The 22,548-nt window shown below is 46.9% G+C and carries 22 protein-coding genes and 1 pseudogene; 16 read left to right on the forward strand and 7 right to left on the reverse strand.

The genetic code is table 11. From position 1 onward, the window contains the following. A pseudogene (locus tag EXN75_RS17990) lies at positions 1-211 on the forward strand (transposase); the annotation flags it as partial. Positions 212-322: 111 nt separating this feature from the next. Beyond that, complete coding sequence (locus tag EXN75_RS02655; protein ID WP_134842691.1) at positions 323-2,518, forward strand: helix-turn-helix domain-containing protein; 2,196 nt, start codon at positions 323-325, stop codon at positions 2,516-2,518. Positions 2,519-2,579: 61 nt separating this feature from the next. On the opposite strand, the gene EXN75_RS02660 is transcribed toward EXN75_RS02655, so the two are convergent. Both EXN75_RS02660 and EXN75_RS02665 read right to left on the reverse strand, forming a co-directional pair. After that, positions 2,580-3,593: a GGGtGRT protein gene (locus tag EXN75_RS02660; RefSeq protein ID WP_118118663.1), complete on the reverse strand. Its 1,014-nt coding sequence runs from the start codon at positions 3,591-3,593 to the stop codon at positions 2,580-2,582. 15 nt (positions 3,594-3,608) lie between these two features. Beyond that, a complete protein-coding gene (locus tag EXN75_RS02665) occupies positions 3,609-4,310 on the reverse strand; it encodes an iron-sulfur cluster assembly scaffold protein (protein WP_006849036.1) in 702 nt (233 codons plus the stop codon). Positions 4,311-4,555: 245 nt separating this feature from the next. Between EXN75_RS02665 and EXN75_RS02670 the strand changes: the two genes are divergently transcribed. The 14 genes from EXN75_RS02670 to EXN75_RS02735 all read left to right on the forward strand — a co-directional run bounded on the left by EXN75_RS02670 (position 4,556) and on the right by EXN75_RS02735 (position 17,658). Next, positions 4,556-5,062: a DMP19 family protein gene (locus EXN75_RS02670; protein ID WP_118118665.1), complete on the forward strand. Its 507-nt coding sequence runs from the start codon at positions 4,556-4,558 to the stop codon at positions 5,060-5,062. A 19-nt stretch (positions 5,063-5,081) separates the two neighbouring features. Further along, the gene (gene smpB, locus EXN75_RS02675; protein ID WP_134842692.1) at positions 5,082-5,561 is read left to right on the forward strand and encodes an SsrA-binding protein SmpB; all 480 of its coding nucleotides are present in this window, start codon (positions 5,082-5,084) and stop codon (positions 5,559-5,561) included. 70 nt (positions 5,562-5,631) lie between these two features. Continuing rightward, a complete protein-coding gene (metH, locus tag EXN75_RS02680; RefSeq protein WP_134842693.1) occupies positions 5,632-8,421 on the forward strand; it encodes a methionine synthase in 2,790 nt (929 codons plus the stop codon). A 91-nt stretch (positions 8,422-8,512) separates the two neighbouring features. Next, positions 8,513-9,133: an HAD family hydrolase gene (locus tag EXN75_RS02685; protein WP_118118671.1), complete on the forward strand. Its 621-nt coding sequence runs from the start codon at positions 8,513-8,515 to the stop codon at positions 9,131-9,133. Between the two features lie 135 nt (positions 9,134-9,268). Next, complete coding sequence (gene map / locus EXN75_RS02690) at positions 9,269-10,129, forward strand: type I methionyl aminopeptidase (RefSeq protein ID WP_134842694.1); 861 nt, start codon at positions 9,269-9,271, stop codon at positions 10,127-10,129. A gap of 115 nt (positions 10,130-10,244) precedes the next feature. Then, positions 10,245-11,285, forward strand: a complete 1,041-nt coding sequence (tsaD, locus tag EXN75_RS02695; protein WP_118118673.1) for a tRNA (adenosine(37)-N6)-threonylcarbamoyltransferase complex transferase subunit TsaD — start codon at positions 10,245-10,247, stop codon at positions 11,283-11,285. A gap of 15 nt (positions 11,286-11,300) precedes the next feature. Beyond that, entirely contained in the window at positions 11,301-11,810 is a 510-nt protein-coding gene (locus EXN75_RS02700) for a CinA family protein (protein WP_134842695.1), read from the forward strand. Positions 11,811-12,519: 709 nt separating this feature from the next. After that, the gene (gene rpmB, locus EXN75_RS02705) at positions 12,520-12,783 is read left to right on the forward strand and encodes a 50S ribosomal protein L28 (protein WP_022111600.1); all 264 of its coding nucleotides are present in this window, start codon (positions 12,520-12,522) and stop codon (positions 12,781-12,783) included. 4 nt (positions 12,784-12,787) lie between these two features. Next, positions 12,788-12,976, forward strand: a complete 189-nt coding sequence (gene rpmG / locus EXN75_RS02710) for a 50S ribosomal protein L33 (protein WP_006849045.1) — start codon at positions 12,788-12,790, stop codon at positions 12,974-12,976. A gap of 44 nt (positions 12,977-13,020) precedes the next feature. Next, positions 13,021-13,179, forward strand: a complete 159-nt coding sequence (locus EXN75_RS02715) for a DUF4295 domain-containing protein (protein WP_006849046.1) — start codon at positions 13,021-13,023, stop codon at positions 13,177-13,179. Between the two features lie 211 nt (positions 13,180-13,390). Next, positions 13,391-14,347 (forward strand): signal recognition particle-docking protein FtsY, encoded by a 957-nt coding sequence (gene ftsY / locus EXN75_RS02720; protein ID WP_134842696.1) that lies wholly within the window; start codon positions 13,391-13,393, stop codon positions 14,345-14,347. 148 nt (positions 14,348-14,495) lie between these two features. Beyond that, positions 14,496-15,791, forward strand: coding sequence for a 30S ribosomal protein S12 methylthiotransferase RimO (gene rimO / locus EXN75_RS02725; protein WP_134842697.1), 1,296 nt, complete (start codon positions 14,496-14,498; stop codon positions 15,789-15,791). Positions 15,792-15,818: 27 nt separating this feature from the next. Next, a complete protein-coding gene (locus EXN75_RS02730) occupies positions 15,819-16,112 on the forward strand; it encodes an HU family DNA-binding protein (protein WP_118119891.1) in 294 nt (97 codons plus the stop codon). Next, entirely contained in the window at positions 16,105-17,658 is a 1,554-nt protein-coding gene (locus tag EXN75_RS02735) for an HU family DNA-binding protein (RefSeq protein WP_167639434.1), read from the forward strand. Before EXN75_RS02730 ends, EXN75_RS02735 begins: the two co-directional genes overlap by 8 nt. Positions 17,659-17,771: 113 nt before the next feature. On the opposite strand, the gene EXN75_RS02740 is transcribed toward EXN75_RS02735, so the two are convergent. Genes EXN75_RS02740 through EXN75_RS02760 form a run of 5 tightly spaced genes read right to left on the reverse strand, consistent with a single transcriptional unit; the run spans position 17,772 to position 22,316 of the window. After that, on the reverse strand, positions 17,772-18,386 hold the full coding sequence (locus EXN75_RS02740; protein ID WP_022111595.1) for a DNA alkylation repair protein: 615 nt from the start codon (positions 18,384-18,386) through the stop codon (positions 17,772-17,774). Between the two features lie 48 nt (positions 18,387-18,434). Continuing rightward, on the reverse strand, positions 18,435-19,274 hold the full coding sequence (gene ispE, locus EXN75_RS02745; RefSeq protein ID WP_118119887.1) for a 4-(cytidine 5'-diphospho)-2-C-methyl-D-erythritol kinase: 840 nt from the start codon (positions 19,272-19,274) through the stop codon (positions 18,435-18,437). Between the two features lie 18 nt (positions 19,275-19,292). Beyond that, positions 19,293-19,685 carry a hypothetical protein gene (locus tag EXN75_RS02750; protein ID WP_134842699.1) on the reverse strand — a complete coding sequence of 131 codons (393 nt, stop codon included), beginning with the start codon at positions 19,683-19,685 and terminating at the stop codon, positions 19,293-19,295. Between the two features lie 48 nt (positions 19,686-19,733). Then, positions 19,734-20,423: a phosphatase PAP2 family protein gene (locus tag EXN75_RS02755; RefSeq protein WP_134842700.1), complete on the reverse strand. Its 690-nt coding sequence runs from the start codon at positions 20,421-20,423 to the stop codon at positions 19,734-19,736. Between the two features lie 9 nt (positions 20,424-20,432). Beyond that, positions 20,433-22,316, reverse strand: coding sequence for an LTA synthase family protein (locus tag EXN75_RS02760; protein WP_134842701.1), 1,884 nt, complete (start codon positions 22,314-22,316; stop codon positions 20,433-20,435). Between the last annotated feature and the right edge of the window lie 232 nt (positions 22,317-22,548).

The following is a 22,548-nucleotide window of genomic DNA, read 5'->3' on the forward strand; positions in this document are numbered from 1 at the left end:
CCTCCGAAGGATGGTAATATTCCAGATTTCAACATTTCAAAGATCGATATTTGCCCTTTTCGGGCCTATCAGAGAAGCTTTCGGCTCTTTCATGGCAATTTCTCGAAAGATATTCACCAGCGGAGCCAATTGCTATGTTTCACTCAGAATGACCACACTGGTCATGCTGGATTCAAAATATGCCCCCTTTTTAAAGTGGGCTCAGTTATAAATATATACAGATATGGAACAGGTAGAAGAAAGATATATTTTTATCTTTACCCCAATACATACGAAAATGACATTTATGGATGTTGCAAATACAATAATCAAGTAAAAGCAAATGGAAATGAACGAAGAATCCATCTTGGCATGGAACATTATTGAAAAAACAAGTGCTAACTTGTTTCTTACAGGTAAAGCGGGAACTGGAAAGACTACTTTCTTGAAACAACTCAAGGAGAAGTCGCCGAAACGAATGGTGGTGCTGGCTCCAACCGGTATTGCTGCCATCAATGCGGGTGGCGTGACGATTCATTCGTTCTTCCAATTGCCCCTGTCTCCTTATCTCCCAGGCACTTCCTTCGGAGGTAATGAGAAGAAAAAATATCAGTTTAGCGCCCTGAAGCGCAAAATCATCCGCTCTATCGACCTCTTGGTGATAGACGAAATCAGTATGGTGAGGAGCGATCTGCTCGATGCCATCGATTCCGTGCTCAGGAGATACCGCAAGCATGATCTGCCCTTCGGAGGCGTGCAGCTGCTCATGATAGGCGATCTGCATCAGCTGGCTCCCGTGGTGACCGACCATGAGGAGAGGATGCTGCGCCAGTATTACGACACGCCCTATTTCTTCTCCAGCAAGGCGCTGCAGCAGGCGCATTATCTCACGATAGAACTCAAGAAGGTGTATCGCCAGCAGGACCAGGAATTTATCTCACTCCTCAATCAGGTGCGTGAAAACAAGGCCACGACTGTTACGTTGCAGGCGCTCAACAAGCGATATATCCCCGATTTCATTCCTCCGAAAGAGGACAACTATATCCGTCTCACTACCCATAATGCGCCTGCCCAGCGCATCAACGAGGAGGAACTGGAAGCGCTGCCTTCAAAAGCATACTCGTTTACAGCTGAGGTGGAAGACAACTTCCCGGAGTCCTCATACCCAGCCGACTACAAACTCGTATTGAAGCAGGGCGCACAGATCATGTTTGTGAAGAATGATGTCCAGCACCGCTTCTATAACGGTATGATAGGAGAGGTGGTGAGTATCGACGGAAGCGAGATTGTGGTGAGAAGCCGTGATACGGACGAGGAGTTTGAACTGGAGAAGGCGGAATGGGCGAATGCAAAATATACGCTCAATGAGGAGACCAAGGAAATAGAGGAAACCGTGGAGGGCGTGTTCAGGCAGTATCCCGTGCGACTGGCATGGGCGATTACCATTCACAAGAGTCAGGGCCTTACTTTCGAGCATGCCATCATCGATGCCTCCCGCTCGTTCTCCTATGGTCAGACCTACGTGGCGCTGAGCCGCTGCAAGTCGCTTGAGGGCATGGTGCTCAGCGCGCCCCTTTCGCCTTCGGCCATCATCGGCAGTGGCACCATCGAGCAGTTCAACAGTCATCTGGCTTCTCCTACTCCCGAGGTGGTTTCTGCCCTGGAGCAGCAGTATATCCTGCGCTGCATCGGTGAACTCTTCGATTTCTGCGGAATATATGCAGCCTACGAACTGCTGATGCGTTGCTTGGTGGAGTTTTACAATGTGAAATATCCACGGTTGGTGGGAGAGTACCAGCAGATGAACGTGGTACTGAAGAGTTTAGAGGGCGTATCGGAAAAGTTCCAACTGCAATATACGAACATGCTTGCCGTCAATCCGGACTTGAGGAGTGCGGATCTGCAGGACCGCATCCATAAGGGAGCGAAATATTTCGGACAGAAGATGGGAGTATTGGTTGATCTGGTGAAGAAAACGAATGTGGCGACCGACAACAAGGTGGCCAAGAAACAGTTTCAGGAGCGTTTTTCATCGTTTGAATTGGAGGTGAATCTGAAGCACCGTCTGCTGAAGTATTCCTCGGATGCCGAGTTCCTGATTTCGGATTATCTGAGGAAGAAGGCCCAATTCCTGCTGATGGAGGAGGATGAGGCTGCGGGTAGTTCCGGCAGGGGAAGGCAGAGAGTTAGTAGGAGTGCCCGTGGGGATGCTGACGGGGAACCAAGGAAGCCGAAGGTTCCAACCCGTGAAATCAGTTATGGCCTGTTCTGTCGGGGTATGAATCTCGACCAGATAGCTGCTGAGCGCAATCTCACCAAGGGTACCATCATCGGTCATCTCACGCCATACGTGATGGAGGGCAAGATAGGTATTCGCACCTTCATCTCTTCGGCTCATGAGAAAAAGTTGCGTGAATTCATGCAGGCTCATCCGGAAATAGAGCATTTCTCGGAGATCAGGGAAGCCGTGGGTAGCACTTTCGAGTATTATGAGATCAAGCTGATACACGACCTGATAGTCATGGAGAAGGGGGAATAAAAAATCCTCCATATTCCCACGTGTGGGGATATGGAGGATAAATATTTTGCCTAAACAAAAATTACTTCTTGTTCAAAGCCAAGTCGATAGCTACGGCGATAGCTACAGTAGCACCTACCATAGGGTTGTTACCCATACCGAGGAAGCCCATCATCTCTACGTGAGCAGGAACTGAAGAAGAACCTGCGAACTGAGCGTCTGAGTGCATACGACCCATAGTATCAGTCATACCGTAAGAAGCAGGACCTGCAGCCATGTTATCTGGGTGCAATGTACGACCTGTACCACCACCAGAAGCTACTGAGAAGTAAGGCTTGCCAGCGGCAATACGCTCCTTCTTGTAAGTACCAGCTACTGGGTGCTGGAAACGGGTAGGGTTGGTAGAGTTACCTGTGATAGATACATCTACATCCTCGCTCCAGTTGATAGCTACACCCTCGCGAACATCGTCAGCACCATAGCAGTTAACCTTAGCACGTGGGCCATCGCTGTAAGCGATACGGTTAACAACCTTCAACTCACCTGTGTAGTAGTCGAACTTGGTCTGTACGTATGTGAAACCGTTGATACGGCTGATGATCTGAGCAGCATCCTTGCCAAGACCGTTCAGGATAACGCGCAATGGGTTCTTGCGAACCTTGTTAGCCATCTCTGCGATCTTGATAGCACCCTCAGCAGCAGCGAAAGACTCGTGACCTGCCAAGAAAGCAAAGCACTGTGTCTCCTCGCGGAGCAAACGGGCAGCCAAGTTACCGTGGCCGAGACCTACCTTACGGTCGTCAGCTACAGAACCAGGGATACAGAAAGCCTGCAAACCGATACCGATAGCCTCGGCAGCATCAGCAGCTGTCTTCACACCCTTCTTGATAGCAATAGCAGCACCAGCTACATATGCCCACTTAGCGTTCTCGAAGCAGATACGCTGAGTGTCTTCACACATCTGATAAGGATCAACACCTGCGTCCTCGCAGATTTGATTAGCCTCTTCCAAGCTCTGAATACCGTTAGCATTGAGAGCAGCAAGAACTTGCTTCTCGCGACGTTCCTGACTTTCGTAACTTACTTTTCTAATCATATCTGTATCTCCTTATTATTCTTTACGTGGATCAATTGCTTTAACAACACCCTGCTCGGCAGTTGTACGGCCATAGCTACCTGTGAACTTCTTTACTGCCTCGTTGGCATCCATACCGTTCTTGATAGCTTCCATCATCTTGCCGAGGTGTACATACTCGTAACCACAAACCTGGCTGTCCTTATCCAAGAACTGCTTTGTGATGTAACCCTCTGTCAACTCAAGGTAACGTGTACCCTTAGCTACTGTACCGTAGAGAGTACCAGTCTGTGAACGAAGACCCTTACCCAAGTCCTCAAGACCTGCACCGATAACGAGACCGCCCTCAGAGAAAGCGCTCTGGCTACGACCGTAAACAATCTGGAGGAAGAGCTCGCGCATTGCTGTATTGATAGCATCGCAAACAAGGTCTGTGTTCAATGCCTCAAGGATAGTCTTGCCTGGAAGAATCTCAGAAGCCATAGCTGCTGAGTGAGTCATACCAGTACAACCGATAGTCTCAACGAGAGCCTCCTGGATAACACCTTCCTTGATGTTCAAAGAAAGCTTACAAGCACCCTGCTGAGGAGCACACCAACCCACACCGTGAGTATAACCAGAGATATCCTTAATCTCTTTTGCCTGAATCCATTTTCCCTCTTCAGGAATTGGAGCTGGTCCGTGGTTAGGACCCTTAGCGACAACGCACATGTTGTCCACTTCTTTAGAATAGATCATATTCGCTAAAATTTATATTAATGAATATATAAACACTATATTTCTGTACACCTTATATTATATATGCGGTCAGAAATTTGAGCACTGCTGCCACATTTCGACTACAAAAGTACAAAAAATCTTGGGAAAATACCTAAAAATGAGTATTCTTTTTAACTCTTTAACCTATTTCTTGTCATTTTTCTTTGCTTTATGCACATTTTGGTGTATCTTTGCAAACTGAAAATTGCAATTTTAATTAGATTATGACGCAAGTTAAGATAAATGATGCTGCTCTGCAGAAAGCTGCACTCGAGGGCATGGACGAGTTTGTGAAGGTTTTCATCGATGCTACGCTGGAAGCCATCGGGGGACAGTTGACCGCACAGAATATGGCGGAACTCAACAGCGACCAGATTACCCTCCTGGCATGGCATTTCCTGCACGAGGAGATGATGGATGGCGGTATGATACAGCTCATCCACAACGGCTTCGGCGGGTTCATCTTCAGAAATCCTACCGACAAGGCTTTCCGCAACTGGGGTATCCCGGACTTGGGAAAGCTCATCAACAAGGCCCATTTCTTCTACAAGAAAGCGGCTGCTGAGGTGGAGCAGGATATGAGCGATGAGGATTTCATGGCGCTCTACGAGAAATATCCTGAATTTGATGACTTTGATGATGCTTTCGTCGAAAATGAGGAGGAATGGACCAGCAAGGTGGCCTACTATATCGACGAAAACATCCAGCAGTTTGCTACTATAATTAAATAGGTGTATAAAACATTGGTGTATGAATAAACAGGAACAGGAACTCCGCAAGAAGAGTCCGATACAGATAAGAAACAAGAAGGCATCCTTCGAATACTTCTTCGTGGATACCTATACAGCAGGCATCGTGCTTACCGGTACCGAAATCAAGTCGATACGTGGCGGTAAGGCTTCGCTCGTGGACTGCTATTGTGACTTCTACCAGGGCGAACTCTGGGTGAAGGGAATGAATATCTCTTCTTATTTCTACGGCTCATTCAGCAATCACGAGGCCCGCAGAGACCGCAAGTTGCTGCTCAACAAGCGAGAACTCAGAAGACTTGAGGAAGACAGCAAGCAGCCGGGATTTACCATCGTGCCTATACTCGTTTTTATCGACGACCACGGACGTGCTAAGGTTGATATCGCCCTCTGCAAGGGTAAGAAGGAATACGACAAGCGACAGACGCTCAAGGAGAAGGAGGACAGACGAGAAATGGACCGTGCCATCAAGCACTTCTAAGCCATCTCGAGCACCTCTAAGATATGAATGCCGTGCCCACAAAAGCACGCCTATATACAGAAAATCGACAATGGGTAAGACGATAAGAGAGATTGTTAAGGAGAAAATCCTGATTCTCGACGGTGCGATGGGCACGGAGATTCAGAAGTACAAATTGACGGAGGAAGACTTCAGGGGCGACAGATTCCAGGATATTCCAGGACAGATGAAGGGTAATAATGATATGCTCAATATTACCCGCCCCGATGTGATTTCTGATATTTACAGGAGGTACCTCGAAGCGGGTGCCGACATTATTTCTGCCAACACGTTTTCTTCGCAGCGCATTTCACAGGCTGATTATCACTTGGAAAATCAAGCCCGGGAAATGGCTTACGAGGGAGCCAGGTTGGCACGCATTCAGTGCGACCTTTTCAGCACTGATGACAAACCGCGTTTTGTGGCGGGCGATGTGGGTCCTACCAATAAAACGTGCAGTATGAGTCCTGATGTGAGCAATCCTGCGGCACGTGAGATTACGTATGATGAACTTTTTGAGGATACATGCGAGCAAATCGACGGTCTCGTCGAGGGTGGTGTGGATGTGATTCTCATCGAAACTATCTTTGATACGCTCAACTGTAAGGCGATGATCGATGCGGCGCTTACCACGATGAAGAAGCATGGTGTGGACCTGCCTATCATGGTGAGTCTGACCGTGAGCGATCTGGCTGGTCGTACCCTGAGCGGACAGACCATCGAGGCTTTCCTGGCCAGCATCTCGTCTTATCCTATCTTCTCGGTGGGCATGAACTGTGCCTTCGGTGCTCCGCAGATGAAACCTTTCATCAAGCGCATGGGGGCAGTGGCGCCATGGTATATCAGCGCCCATCCGAACGCCGGACTGCCTAACGAGATGGGACAGTATGACGAGACGGCTGAGAGTATGGCTCCGAAAATCAAGGAGTTCCTCGACGAGGGACTGGTTAATATTATCGGCGGTTGCTGTGGTACTTCGCCTGAATTCATCGCCAGTTACAACCGTATGGCGCAGGGGGTGAAGCCGCATCAGGTGGCAGCCAAACCGGACACCATGTGGCTCTCTGGACTTGATCTGCTTGATGTGGACGACTCCGTGAAACTTCCGATGGATGCGTCAAGATTCGTCAATGTGGGCGAGCGATGCAATGTGGCGGGTAGCCGCAAGTTCCTCCGACTCATCAATGAAAAACAGTATGAGGAGGCGTTGGATATTGCCCGCAAGCAGGTGGCCGACGGAGCTGCTGTCGTGGATGTCAACATGGATGACGGTCTGCTGGATGCTAAGGTGGAGATGGTCAACTTCCTCAATATGATAGCTGCTGAACCTGAGATCGCCAAGGTTCCTATCATGATTGACTCCTCGAAATGGGACGTCATTGTTGCCGGACTGAAGTGCTGTCAGGGTAAGTGCATCGTCAACTCCATCTCGCTCAAGGAAGGTGAGGAGAAGTTTATCTCCCACGCCCGTGATGTGATGAGATACGGAGCTGCCGTGGTGGTGATGTGTTTCGATGAAATCGGGCAGGCTACTACCTTTGAGCGCCGTATTGAGATAGCCGAGAGGGCCTATCGCATCCTCGTGGATAAGGTGGGAATGAATCCGCTCGACATCATCTTCGATCCGAATGTGCTGGCCATCGCTACGGGTATGGAGGAGCACGATAACTATGCCGTGGAGTTTATCCGCGCTACGGAATGGATCCACCAGCATCTGCCTGGTGCCCATGTGAGCGGTGGTGTGAGCAACCTCTCTTTCTCCTTCCGTGGCAATACTTATATCCGCGAGGCTATCCATGCCGTTTTCCTTCATCATGCCCAGTTGGTGGGTATGGACTTCGGTATCGTAAATGCCAAAGCCAGAAAGGATTACGCCAAATTGCCTGAAGCACAGCGTGAACTCATCGAGGACGTGGTGCTCAACCGCAGAAAGGGTGCTGCCGACGAACTGATAGACCTGGCTAATGAGATCAAGGAACAGATGGATGCAGCCAAGGCTGCTGCCAAGACGGGTGGTGCGCCCGTGGCTAAACCGGCTGCTCCGGAATGGCGCAAGGAACCGGTGGAGAGCCGCTTGAAATATGCCCTGCGCAAGGGTATCACGGAGTTCCTGCAGAAGGATATCGATGAGGCACTCGCCAAATATCCGCATGCCGTGAATGTGATCGAGGGACCGCTGATGGACGGTATGAACGAAGTGGGTGCTCTCTTCGGTGAAGGAAAGATGTTCCTGCCACAGGTGGTCAAGACCGCACGTACGATGAAAGCGGCTGTTTCTATCCTCCAACCGCATATCGAGGCTGAGAATACGGGCAGTTCTACCAAGGCTGGCAAGGTGGTGATGGCTACCGTGAAGGGTGATGTGCATGATATCGGAAAGAACATTGTCTGCGTGGTGATGTCGTGCAATAACTTTGATGTCATCGACTTAGGTGTGATGGTTCCTGCCGAACAGATTGTCAAGAAGGCTATCGAGGAAAAGGTGGATGCCATCGGATTGAGCGGACTGATTACGCCGTCGCTCGATGAAATGGTGCATGTGGCTCACGAGATGCAGAAAGCGGGGCTGCGCATCCCTATCATGGTGGGCGGTGCTACTACCAGCGAACTGCACGTGGCGCTCAAGATAGCTCCGGAATACGACGGTCCGGTGGTCTGGGTGAAAGACGCGAGTCTGAATGCCGGCATCTGCACCCGCCTCTTTGATAAGGTGGAAGGTCCGAAATTCGTGAAGGAACTGGACGACAAGTATGCTAAGATGAGGGCGGAATATCATGAGCAGCAGCAGAAACTCGCCAGCCTCGATGAAGCCCGCAAGAATAAGTTGAACTTGTTTGAATAAGACGCAGAATTTAGTAGATAAATACTGAATTCATCAGATAAATACAGGATACGAAAGAGTTGATATAGAAAACGTTAGAGAAAATATAGTTATGATTAAAACGGTGATTTTTGACATGGGCGGCGTGATCATCACACTCAACCATGATGAAGCAGTGAGGCGTTTCAGTGCATTGGGGCTGCAGAAGGCTGATGAAGTTTTGAACCCTTATTGTCAGGCGGGCATCTTCGGTGACCTGGAGGAGGGGAAACTGAGCCTTGAGGAGTATCAGGAGGCCCTGGAGAAGATGGTGGGCAGAAAACTGTCTTTTGATGAAGTGCGCCATTGCTGGTTGGGTTATGCGGCTGATGTGCCTGCCAATAAGTTGGCTGCTCTCCGCAAGTTGAAAGAGGAAGGCTATCGTGTGATTCTCCTCTCCAATACCAATCCCTACATGAGTTCCTGGACAGACAGCACGGAATTCTCTGGTGACGGCCATGCCATCGGTGAGTATTTTGATGCCCTGTATCGCAGTTATGAGGTGAAGTTGATGAAGCCGGATGATCGCTTCTTCCGCTATGTGCTCACTCAGGAAAAAATTCTCCCAGAAGATGCGCTCTTCGTAGATGATGGTCCGCGCAACTGCGCTGCTGCCAGCGAACTCGGTATCCGCACCTATTGTCCGCAGAATGGGGCAGACTGGACAGAGGAAATCTACAAGTTTCTGAAATAGAATGCTGTAAGTATCTGAAAAAAGATAAATATTATTGCAATTATTTTGTACTCTGCTTGAAATGTTGTACTTTTGCAGATGTAAATAGAAATAATGGGTGGACCTGATGGGGCTGCCGCGATAAAATTAAACGAAATGGTTATTAAAAAAAGAAGATGGCATTGCTTGCCGGGTCAGCCTCTGACCGACCTTGATAAGCAGGTGATGTTTTGGGAAAATAAGGGCAAATTGGTGCCTACTCGTGATTTGATCAAGACTCCAGAACAGATTGAGGGTATCCGTAAGAGCGGTGTCGTCAATACGGGCTGTCTTGATGCGGTGGCTGAAGCTATCCGCCCAGGTATGAACACGCAGGAGATTGACGACATCTGTATGCAGTACTGCAAGGATCATGACGCCATACCTGCCTGTCTCAATTATGAGGGCTATCCTAAGAGTGTTTGTACGAGTATCAATGAGGTGGTTTGCCACGGTATTCCTAAGGAGGAAGACGTGCTCCAGGAGGGCGATATCGTCAATGTGGATATGACTACCATCGTGGACGGCTATTATGCTGACGCTTCCCGTATGTTTATCATCGGTAAGACGACTCCAGAGAAGGAGCAGCTGGTGAGAGTGGCCAAGGAATGCCTCGAAATTGGTGCTGAAGCTGCCAAGCCATACAGTTTTGTGGGCGACATCGGTCATGCTATCGAGAATCACTGCAAGAAATACGGTTATGGAGTGGTGCGCGATCTCTGTGGACATGGCGTGGGCTGCGAGTTCCACGAAGAGCCAGAGGTGCTTCACTACGGTCATAAGGGTACTGGTATGCTGCTCGTTCCGGGTATGGTATTCACCATCGAACCAATGATTAACATGGGTACCTGGAAGGTGTTTATCGATGCGGACGATCCATACGGATGGGAGGTTATCACAGGCGATGAAAAACCATCTGCACAGTGGGAGCATACCTTCGTGATGACAGAACACGGCGTAGAGGTGCTGACCTACTAAAGAATACTCACCATAATATATACTCACCATTATATAATAAGGTGTAAGAATCTGTGAGGATCAGTAGGATTCGATATAATGGTGTAAGAATCAATATAATAAGGTGTATAAAATCATGGAAGAAAACGAAAAGAAGGATATATATATATTGGGTATTGAGAGCAGCTGTGATGATACCTCGGCTGCTGTCTTGAGAAATGGAGTGCTGCTGAGCAATGTTACGGCTTCACAGGAGGTGCATCGCGCTTATGGTGGTGTGGTTCCAGAACTGGCTTCGCGTGCGCATCAGCAGAATGTGGTTCCTGTGGTCGATCAGGCTATTAAGCGTGCCGGCATCACCAAGGAAGACCTGAGTGCAGTGGCCTTTACGAGAGGTCCCGGTCTGATGGGTTCATTGCTCGTAGGTGTCAGCTTTGCCAAGGGACTCGCCCGCTCGCTCAACATTCCTCTGATTGATGTCAATCACTTGCAGGGACACGTGATGGCGCATTTCATCAAGGAAAGTGATGACGACCAGACGGCTCCTCCGTTCCCTTTCATCTGTCTTCTTGTTTCGGGTGGAAACTCCCAGATTGTGAAGGTAAATGCGTACAATGATATGCAGGTGCTCGGTCAGACCATCGATGATGCTGCTGGCGAGGCTATCGACAAATGCGCCAAGGTGCTGGAGTGGGGGTATCCGGGTGGTCCTATCGTAGATAAATATGCAAGACAGGGCAATCCGAAGGCTTTCTCTTTTGCTGAACCGCATATCCCGGGACTCAACTATAGTTTCTCTGGCTTCAAGACCAGTTTCCTCTACAGTCTCCGCAAATGGGTGGCAGACGATCCTGATTTCGTAGAGAAAAACAAGTTCGACCTGGCTGCCAGCATCGAGTTTACTATCGTGGATATCCTGATGAAGAAGCTCCGCATGGCAGTGAAGCAGACGGGTATCACCCACGTGGCTGTTGCGGGAGGTGTTTCTGCCAACAATGGTTTGCGCAATGCCTTTCATGATCATGCTAAGCGCTTCGGATGGACCATCTATATTCCGAAGTTCAGTTATACGACTGATAATGCAGCGATGATAGGATGCGTGGGCACGTTTAAGTATCGCGATAAGGACTTCGCAACCATAGACTTGCCTGCATTCTCTAAAGTAACGTTCAAATAGTTTTTTATATTAAATATGGAATTTGAAAGTAAGATTTTGAGTAAGAGCATCTCAGAGATGCTATACAATAGTGATAAGACTTTGGGTACGGCAGAGAGTTGCACTGGCGGCCGTATCGCTGAGGCTATCATTGCAGTACCTGGTGCGAGCAACTACTTCAAGGGTGGTATTGTTTCCTATACCAATGAGGTGAAGGAGAACCTGCTCGCTGTGAGCCATGAGGTGCTTGAGAAGCAGACTGCCGTTTGTGAGGAAGTGGCTAAGGAGATGGTGATCGGTGCCATCAATGCCCTCCATGTGGATTATGCGATTTCTGCTACGGGTATAGCTGGTCCTGCCGGAGGTACTTTGGAGAATCCTGTGGGCACCATCTGGATAGGCTATGGTAGCAAGGATGATGTGCGCACTCTGAAACTCACAGACGATTTCGGTCGTGACATCAATCTCGCCATCGCTACCAATACGGCGTTGAAGTCTATGTTCGCTTTCCTCAAGGAGCATGAAGAGGATTTGAAGAAAGATTAAGTTCTTCTGTCAGTCTGAATTTGTAGGAAGATGAAGTTCTTCTTCTATTAAGATATTAGAAAATATTAGAGGATGTGTCATAAAAGTTCATGGCACATCCTCTTTTTTCATTTCTTCGAAGTTTTTTTCATCGGATTTCACGGATGAATCGGAGGCATTCTTGCTTATCGGATTACTCACGGATTTTCGCGGATATTTGGCCTATGGCCAATGGCTGGCGCCCGAAATATTCCCTTATTGTTTTTGTCACGCAGATTTCGCAGATGACGCAGATTTTTCTTCGTGGAAGTTTTTTGTCCCACAGATTTCACAGATGACGCAGATTTTTCTTCGTGGAAGTTTTTTGTCTCACAGATTTCACAGATTTTTCTTCGTGGGATATTTCCCATTCTCAGGGGTATCTGTAACGACCGAATAGGTCGCCTCCGCGTAAATCCGTGAGTAATCGCCTTAGCAGGAAATCTCCGAATAAATTCTGTTTCATCCGATGAATAAAATAGCAATATAGACGACCTATGACGCAACTCCTTTTCCTTTTATGTTGAAGTGAAAAATAGGGAAATGAGACGAAAAAGGAAAGGGAAAAGCAAAAAAAACTTAAAAGTTGGACTTCTACTATGGAATATTTTGTATATACGAGAATTATTTGTAATTTTGCACTCTGTTTGGAATAGGTATCAATTAACGAATTAGAAAATTAAAGATAGAAATGTCTAAGATTTGTCAAATTACAGGTAAGAAGGCACAGTTAGGTTGCAATGTGTCTCACTCAAAGCACCGTACAAAGAGAAGCTTTGACGTTAACCTCTTCAGCAAGAAATTCTACTATGTAGAAGAAGAGTGCTGGATTAGCCTTAAGATCAGCGCTGCTGGTCTTCGTCTCATTAACAAGGTAGGTCTTGACGCTGCCCTGAAGCAGGCTGTGTCTAAGGGTTACGTAGATTGGAAAGACATTAAAGTAATAGGAGAATAATATCATGGCAAAGAAAGCAAAAGGTAATAGAGTACAAGTTATCCTCGAGTGCACTGAGCATAAGAACAGTGGTATGCCAGGTACAAGCCGTTACGTGACTACAAAGAATCGTAAGAACACTCCTGAGCGTCTTGAGTTGATGAAGTACAACCCAATCCTTAAGAAGATGACTCTTCACAAGGAGATTAAGTAAGCTCGCTTACAAGTTTATAAACAATTTTATCAATTAAATAGACTATGGCAAAGAAAGCGGTCGCTACCCTCCACGAAGGTAACATGGATGGTCGCGCATATACAAAGGTTATCAAGATGGTTAAGAGCCCTAAAACTGGTGCTTACGTTTTCGATGAGAAGATGGTACCTAACGAGGCTGTTAAGGATTTCTTCAAGGACTAATCATTTAGTACTTAATATATTCATGGGTCGTAACTCTACCGAGTTGCGACCTTTTTCTTTTCCTTTCCTTCTCCTTCCTCATTCCTCATTTGTCATTTGTCATTCTTTAATCTTTCTCATTTGTCATTTCTCCTTGTTTCTATGAAAAAGTTGCAATATAATTTGGTGTTGTTAGCTTTTTCTATTATCTTTGCAGAAAATATTATATCTTATGGGATTATTCGGTTTTTTTAATAATAAGAAAAAGGAAACTCTCGACAAAGGACTCGAGAAAACCAAGGAGAGTGTATTCAGTAAGTTGGCACGTGCTGTAGCAGGTAAATCAACCGTTGATGATGATGTACTCGACGATCTGGAGGAGGTTTTGATTACCTCTGATGTCGGTGTGGAGACTACGGTGAAAATCATCCGCCGCATCGAAGAGAGAGTTGCTCGTGATAAGTACGTTTCTACCTCTGAACTTGACAGAATCCTCCGTGAGGAAATCGCTAATCTGCTCTCTGAAAATCATTCTGATGATAATGACGATTGGGATTTGCCTTCCGATCACAAACCTTATGTCATTCTCGTTGTCGGTGTGAATGGTGTGGGTAAAACTACTACCATCGGCAAGTTGGCTTACCAGTTTAAGAAGGCTGGCAAAAAGGTTTATCTCGGTGCCGCTGATACCTTCCGTGCAGCTGCAGTTGAGCAGATCTGCATCTGGGGAGAGAGAGTTGGGGTGCCTGTGGTGAAGCAGCAGATGGGTTCCGATCCTGCTTCTGTTGCCTTCGATACCCTTCAGAGTGCTAAGGCTAATGGCGCCGACGTGGTGCTGATTGATACTGCCGGACGACTGCACAACAAGGTGGGACTGATGAATGAGCTCAAGAAAATCAAGGATGTCATGAAGAAGGTTTTGCCTGAGGCTCCTGATGAGGTGATGCTCGTGCTCGATGGCAGTACCGGACAGAATGCGTTTGAGCAGGCTAAGCAGTTTGCCGCAGTCACTAACATTACATCCTTGGCTATCACCAAACTTGATGGTACTGCCAAAGGTGGTGTGGTAATCGGAATCTCAGACCAGTTGAAGGTGCCTGTGAAGTACATCGGACTGGGTGAGGGAATGGAGGATATGCAGCTCTTCAATAAGAAAGAATTTGTAGATTCTCTCTTCAAGAAAGACTAAGTCCTCTTTCTAATGACAAGGACTATTTTCAGTGAAATACAAAGACGCGTCTGTCTTTCTTCTCTCTATATAAACGGAACAAGGTCCTCTCTATAAGACGGCTTGGTGATTTTCAAAAATTAGAAATAAAACGGTAGATTAAGAAAACGTGAAAAAGAACGAAATCGATATAATTACGATGGGCTGCTCCAAAAATCTGGTGGACAGCGAGTTACTGATGAAGCAGTTTGAGGCAAACGGCTATCACTGCGTGCACGATTCCAAGCGTCCACAGGGTGAAATCGCAGTCATCAATACTTGTGGATTCATCGGGGATGCCAAGCAGGAAAGCATTGATACGATCCTGGAATTTGTGCAGCGCAAGCAAGAAGGTAAGGTTAGAAAACTCTATGTCATGGGTTGTCTCTCCCAGCGTTATCAGAAAGAACTTGAAGCTGAAATTCCTGAAGTTGATAAGTTTTACGGCAAATATAACTACAAGCTTCTTCTCAGTGAACTGGGAAAGGCTGAGGTGCCTGCTTGTAATGGTCGTCGCCATCTCACCACACCACGACACTATGCTTACGTGAAGATTTCCGAAGGATGCGACCGCCATTGCGCCTATTGCGCTATTCCGATTATTACTGGCAAGCACGTAAGCCGCCCGAAGGAGGAAATCCTGCAGGAAGTTCGCGAAATGGTAGCGGATGGTGTGAAGGAATTCCAGATTATCGCCCAGGAACTTACCTATTATGGGCTTGATATCGATGGTAAGCATCATATCACGGATTTGATTTCCGACATGGCTGATATCCCTGGTGTCAAGTGGATTCGCCTGCATTATGCTTATCCAAACCAGTTCCCGATGGATTTGCTTGATGTGATGCGCGAAAAGCCAAATGTCTGCAAGTATCTCGATATCGCATTGCAGCATATCAGTGACCACATGCTCGACCGTATGCATCGCCATGTGACCAAGAAGGAGACGATGGAACTGATACAGGCTATCAGAGAAAAAGTGCCGGGCATTCATATCCGAACCACTCTGCTCGTCGGTTTCCCGGGAGAAACTGAGGAGGATTTCCAGGAACTGATGGAGTTCGTGAAATGGGCGAAGTTTGAGCGCATGGGTGCTTTCGCTTATTCTGAAGAGGAAGGTACCTACAGTGCCAAGCATTATGAAGATGATGTTCCGGAGGAAGTGAAGCAGAGCAGACTGGATCAGTTGATGGCGCTTCAGCAGGATATCAGTGCTGAAGTGGAAGCTGAAAAGGTGGGCAAGGTGCTCAAGGTCATCATCGATCGCAAGGAAGGCGACTATTATATCGGTAGAACGGAATTCTGCTCTCCTGAGGTGGATCCTGAGGTGCTGATTCCTGCCACCAAGCGACTGAGAGTGGGTAACTTCTATGACGTGAAGATTACTTCAAGTGAAGAGTTTGATCTGTATGGAGAATTGGTCTAAGGATCTTTTATGGAGAATTGATATAAGATGAACAATAAACAATACATCGCTGAGCTGGCTCGCAAAACCGGTTTCTCACAGGAGGATACTCAACGCCTTGTGAGAAAGGTGATTGATGCGATGATAACTCAGTTTGAAGAGGGCGAACAGGTGACGATTCCTGATTTCGGCACCTTTGAGGTGAAGAAACGACTGGAGCGCGTAGTGGTCAATCCGCTTACGAAGAAGCGCCAGCTGGTTCCTCCGAAACTTGTGCTCGGATTCCGACCTGTTGCTTCCGTCAAGGAAAAAATAAATAATGGAGGGGAGGAAGATGAGTAAGTCGAGTTTGTCTGTTTTGGCTAAGGCTGTTGCCAGCAAGCGTGGACTTACCCAGGCTGAGGCTGAGCGCTTTATTGCCACCATGTTTGAGGTTGCTGGTGACGGCATCCAGGAGGACAAGTTGCTGAAAATGAAGTGGCTGGGTACCTTCAAGATTACTTCCGTGAAAGATAGGGAGAGCGTGGATGTCAATACCGGTGAGCGAATTCTGATAGAGGGGCGCGATAAGATTTCTTTTACTCCGGATAATATCCTGAAGGAAATCATCAACAAACCTTTTGCCCAATTCGAAACCGTTGTGGTGAATGATGGTATCGATTTCTCTGATATTGACGAGAAATTCGCCAATATGGAAAGGGAAGAAGAGGAACTGCAGCTTCAGAAAGAACAGGAATGCCATGATGAAGAGTTGGTTCAAGAGGAGCAGAATGCGGAACAGCCTCAGAAAGAAGAACTGTCTCAGGAGGCAAAGAAGTCTCAAGAGAGTCTGTTGGATGCAGAGTTGCAGTCTCAGGAAGGTGGACAGAAGGATGAACTGTCTCAGGAAGTAAATACTCCGATTTCAGAAGAAACGGTTGCTTTGTCTTCAGAATTGAAAAACGCTGAGATATCAGAAGATGATATTTCTGAGACTTCCGAAGATAATATCTCTCAAACTTCAGATGATACTATTTCTAAGACTGAAGAAAACGGTATTCCGGAAGAAGTTGGAATGCTGATTTCTCATTTGAAGAAAAATGAATCTGAAGCAGAAGAAATAGAAAGGGTGGAAGAAGCTAAAGTTAAAGAAGAGTTAGAAGTCCCAAAAGCAGCAGAAGCCCACGTTGAGAAAACGCCTGAAGAGGCGAAGGTTGTCGTTTCGCAATCGAATGTGGAGAACAAGAAGCAGCCGGAATATGACGAGACACTCGATGAAGACGAAGCTTATGCTTCAGACCATCACCATCTCGTGATACCAAAATATGTGGTCGCCTTGGTATCTGTGGTCTTTGTTGCTCTGTTGGGTGGCCTATGCTGGTTTTCCTTTATTTACGGCAAAATGCAGGCTCGACAAGAGCAGATGGAGATGCAGTTGAAGGCTATCAAACCTCAGCCTCAACCAAAACCTAAGCCAAAGGTAGTTGCTCCTGTGGATACAGCGAAGTCTGTTGCTTCCTCGGATGATAAAACTGACGCAGAGAACGCTCTGGCTAATGGTGCTCAGGCAAACAATGAGCAGACAGACCATGCTCAGTTGGCAATGAAGAAAAAGGCCAAGCAGGACAGCATCCGGATGGCTCAAGCTAATAATGCCGTGAAAATGGCTGAAAAGGCTTCTGTGTATCTCAACGATCCTCGCATCAGAACAGGCGCTTATCGTATCGTGGGTGTAGAAAAGACCGTGACGGCTAAGAGTGGTCAGACTTTAGCAGGATTGAGTAAACTCTATTTGGGGCCTGGCATGGAATGCTATATGCAGGCCATTAACGGATGTTCTGAGATAAAACCGGGACAGAAAGTGAAGATTCCAAAGCTGGAACTGAAAAGAAAAGGAAAAAAGAATTAAATCTGCAATGATACTGATTCTATTTTCATAGTAGGATATAAAATTCCCCCGCTTCATCAGAATCAAGCGATTCTTGTGGAGCGGGGGATTTCTTTTTCTTCTTGGATTAAGTTTTATAATTCAAAAATACCCTTCAGGGCAGCGCGAGCAATCTTCTCGTATTCTTCACCGAGGTCAGCAAAGCGCAATACACAGTTGGCAGCAGCATGCTTGATACCCATATTATCGCCTTGTAAGGCAACTGCAGCCTGGTCGAGAAACTCATTGATGCCTCTCTCGTTAGCTTCCTGTCCGTTGGCGAAGAGTCTTGCTAACAGTTGGAATCCTGCTATCTCATAAAGCGTCTTGTCTGTGGCAATCCACTCATAGGCAATGGCAGGAGCATAATCCACATGCTGCAGAAGATTGAATGCCAGCATCTCAGCCATTTCCTGGCTCTTGACCTGTTCCATCCAAATGTCTGTGATCTCTGGCAGCATCTTCTCTGCCGGCATGATGAGGGTGGCAAGAATCTTGCATTCACGGATATCTTCCTTCCAGAGTTCAATGGCCAGTTCATAATCCTTGCCATATTCCAAGGCCATCTTCTTCAGTTCTATGAAAGGTACGCCCCAGTTGATCTTATAGCCTAAGCCTTTCTGGGTCATCGACTGAGAGGTTGGACCACTCATTAAGAGGCGAAAACTTCGCTTGATCTTCATCAGTTTCTGATGAGTTTCTTCATTCATGTTTATTTCCTTTTAGAGTTTCTTTACTGATCTGATTCCAGCTTTCTGCTACAGTTTCATCACTTCGCAGAACATGCCGTCAAACTGTTCTTCGATTCCCTTTGGTTCTTCCTTGAAGATACCATAGAGGGCACTTCCGCTACCGCTCATGGAGGCGTAGACTGCACCTTGGTCGTAAAGTTTCTGCTTGATGGCTGCCAGTTCCGGGTGCATCTTGAAGATAGGTTCCTCGAAATCATTGACTAGTTCTTCTTTCCAGGTTTCTATCGGTTGGCGCACGATATCACGGCAGCTCTTGGCTGGTTTCTTTGGGGTGATGGCACTGTAAGCCTCCTTGGTGCTTACGGCAACGTCAGGTTTTACAACACAAAGATAGTATCCATGCAGGTTGCCATCAGGACCATCTGCAGGCATCAGTACATCTCCGATACCCTCCGCATAAGCAGGTTCTGCTTCGATAAAGAAAGCACAGTCGGCACCCAGTCGGGCTGCATAACGTTCCATTTCCGGATTACCGATATTGAGACGGAAACGCTCATCGAGAAGTCTGATCATGAAGGCTGCATCCGAAGAACCGCCGCCAAGACCGGCTTGAGAGGGGATATGCTTGTAGAGGTGAGTGTGGATGCGTTGCAACTGGTAGTCGGCTGCCAGAATATGGTAAGCCTTTACCACCAGATTTTTCTGCTCATCACAATCCACAGCATTGCCTGTCACCTTCAGGTCGCAGGCAGTATCGCTCGGAAATTTCTCATCCATGTATTTGATTTCCAATGCATCATACAGTGGGATGGGATAGAAGACGGTTTCCAGATTATGGTAACCATCCTCTCTTTTGCTTACGATGTTCAAGCCAAGGTTGATCTTGGCACATGGAAAAACAATCATAGGCTATTTCTTTTTGAATTACTTGGCAGCCTTGCGGAATGTCTCGTTGTTAACTACGATCTTGCCTTCCTCAACATCGATGATTGCCTGATCCTTGATATCTGTATCCATACCCTTGCTTGCGAGCATGATGTTTGCTTCAGAACCCTGTGGCTGTACCATGAACTCCCACTTGTAGTAGTTCTTCTTGTAGTTCTTTGTGGTAACAGTAAAGTCGCTGTTCAAAGTGATGACAGTCTTCTGGTCAAGACTTGCATAGTCACCTGCAGCCTTCTGCTGGAATGCAGAGTCTGTGATAACTTCTACTTCTACTTTAGCAGGTTCTGCTTTTGTTTCTGCCTTTTTGTTGTCGCAAGATGCTGCGAATACCAACATGCCCATGCAGAGGGCCATCATAATTGACTTTTTCATACGTTAAAGATTTTGTGTAACTAAATTATTGTTGCTTAAATATAACTCTTAATTGATGTAAGCTAAGATTCCACTGACTGTCAGCATCACCCAAATGGAAATAAGTCCTGTATATATCGGGTATCTCTGATATTTGAGTTGCATGCCACCCGGCTTAAACTTGTCTGTATAGTTTCTTGCGAAATATCGGAAGACATAGTATGAAGCCGTAGCCGTAATCAGTCCGATGAGCATGCCCACAAAGAGATCGCCTGGATAATGCACTCCGAGATAGATGCGGGAGTAGCTCATCAGCAGCGCCCAGATGGTGAGGAATACCGTCAGTTTGGTGCGCTTCACCAGAAACATTGCAAAGAATGCCATACTCCAGGCGTTGGCTGAGTGGGAGGACGGAAATCCATATCTGCCACCGCGATACCCGAATACGACATGCACCATCGACGAGATCGGATTGTCGGGGTTGCTTGGTCGCATGCGCCCTATCATCGGTTTGAGGAGAGTAGAGGCTGTCTGGTCGCAGATGAATATAATGGCGACGATGACCAGCAGACAAGTGACGGTTTCCTTGATATGGAAATTGCGCAGCATCACATACAGGAAGCTTGCGTAGAATGGTATCCAGACAAACCTGTCAGAATACATGGTCATGAAGTAATCCCAATAATGGTTGTGGAGACCATTGAAATACAGGAATATATTTGTGTCTATTTGATTCAGATAATTAATGATTTCGTTCATGTTTAAGTTTTATTTTGTACTGATGTCATCGTAAAGTTTCTGCAGGTAGGCCTGGCCGCGTTTCAGGTTATAGCCTTTCTTGCCCTTGTCATACACTATTTTCCCTGCCTTGTTGTCATATATGATTGAGTTTTCTTCTGTGACGACCCCAAAGGCATCCGGCACGGTGAAGAAGGCAAATTTCGGTGTGGCATCGCTCAGCATGTTCTTGGAGAACAGGAAGTCATCGTGCTTGATACCCAACTGTCCTAAGAGCGTAGCTGCAATGTCGTGCTGGGTTCCTATCAGATTGATCTTCATCGGTTTGGCGATGGCGCCACCGGCTATGATAAGCGGTATCTGATAGCGGCTTCTGTCGAAATTGTCCAGATGCTCTTTATAGGCTCCCACATGGTCTGGTACCAACACTACGATCGTGTTCTTCCAGCGTGGCAGTTTACTGTATTGCCTGATGATGCTTCCCACCACACTGTCTGTATATGCGAAGGCATTGAGTCGCTGGTCTTTCAGTCTGCGGTAAGGCACTTCGAAAGGCTCATGACTGCTGGAGGTCTGGAAAACTCTGAATTTCGGAGCTCCGTTCTGCTCCTTTCGGATGTCATCCATCAGTCTGTTGGCTACCAGATGATCGTGAACGCCCCATTTGCTGAGCTTTTCATCTATTGGGAAATCTGCATCCGAGATGATCTTCTGGAAACCCTGTGATATCAGGTAGGAACGCTGGTTGGCGAAATCCACATCTCCTCCATAATAATAAGAGGTCTGATAATGACGCTGGTTGACCAATGATCTGGCGATGGAAGGCAGATGGGCTGTCTTGGCAGGATACCTCATGATGCTGGTAGTAGGCTGCGCTGGATAACCGCTCAGGATGGAAACCAGTCCTCTATCGGTGCGGAAACTGTTGGCATAGAACCGGGTGAAGAGTATACTCTGGCGGGCTATTGAGTCCAGTTGTACAGCCACATCCTTCTGTGTTCCCATAGACGGCATGAGGTCGCTGGCGAAGCTTTCCATGATCACGAGAAGTATATCGGGTGTTCCCCTCATGGCCTCTGGCTTGAGCAGTGGATAGGTATTTTCATCGCTTTGACTGGTCATGGTGGCGAAAATCTTATTTGCTTCCTTCTCGTCCATGAAGCGATACTGCTCAGCGAAATTCTCCTGATGAGCAAGAGACTCCATCAGACAGAACATCGGGTTCACTGCCGAATGGTTTACGTAACTATTCTGACTGAAATATACTTTGCCGGTATTGGCGGTAGAAACCGTTACGCCTCCTCTGATAGGAAGGAATAGCAGGCCTGTAAGCAGCAACATGATGATGGAAGTGCGCCCACGGTGTCTGTCAAAATCACTTGATGTACTATATGGTCGGCTATAAGAACCATATCTGCGCTTTTTCTTTTCCCTGATGGTCAGCGAGAGCACGAACCAGATGGCTGCAGCACAGAGTATCAGACAGATAAATCCTAACAGGTCCACCCAGATGCTTGTGCTGGCAAAGGCATCGGCAGGTGACGTGAAGAAATAGAAGAGCGGAGTACTGTCCAAAGGAAAATTCCAATAGGGATACAGGGCTATGTTGAGCACGAAGCAGAAACTCATAAACACTGCAATGATGCCAAAATAGATGGAGAATACAGGACGTATGATTTCTTCCTTGATCCAGATAGAGGCAAGAAGCAGCAGGGCAGGGATGGCCGTAAGGTATCCCGCCATGGAGAGGTCCAGCTGCAAACCGTGCCAGATGACGGCCAGCATAGTACTGAATGGATTTTCCAAAGGCTGGGCTGCTGATGCATGAGTTAGAAGCATGAACAATGGCTTCTGCAGCACAAACAGCACTACCAATATGAGATATATCTTGAAAAAACGCTTAATCTGTTTCATTCTGACAAATTTAATAGCTGTTACACATTATTATATGTTATAATATACCTATTTTATAATCCATACACATGTAGGCTTGTGATATACTAAGATGATGTCTGAGTAAATCACATGTTGTATATCATTCATCATAGATATATTTTTAGATATTCAACAAGCCATAATATGGCTCGTATTTTCTGCAAAATTACTCAATTTCTTTCATATAAGCAATTTATTTGACTTAAATTTC

The sequence above is a fragment of the Segatella hominis genome (assembly GCF_004535825.1).
Taxonomy (GTDB): Bacteria; Bacteroidota; Bacteroidia; order Bacteroidales; family Bacteroidaceae; genus Prevotella; species Prevotella hominis.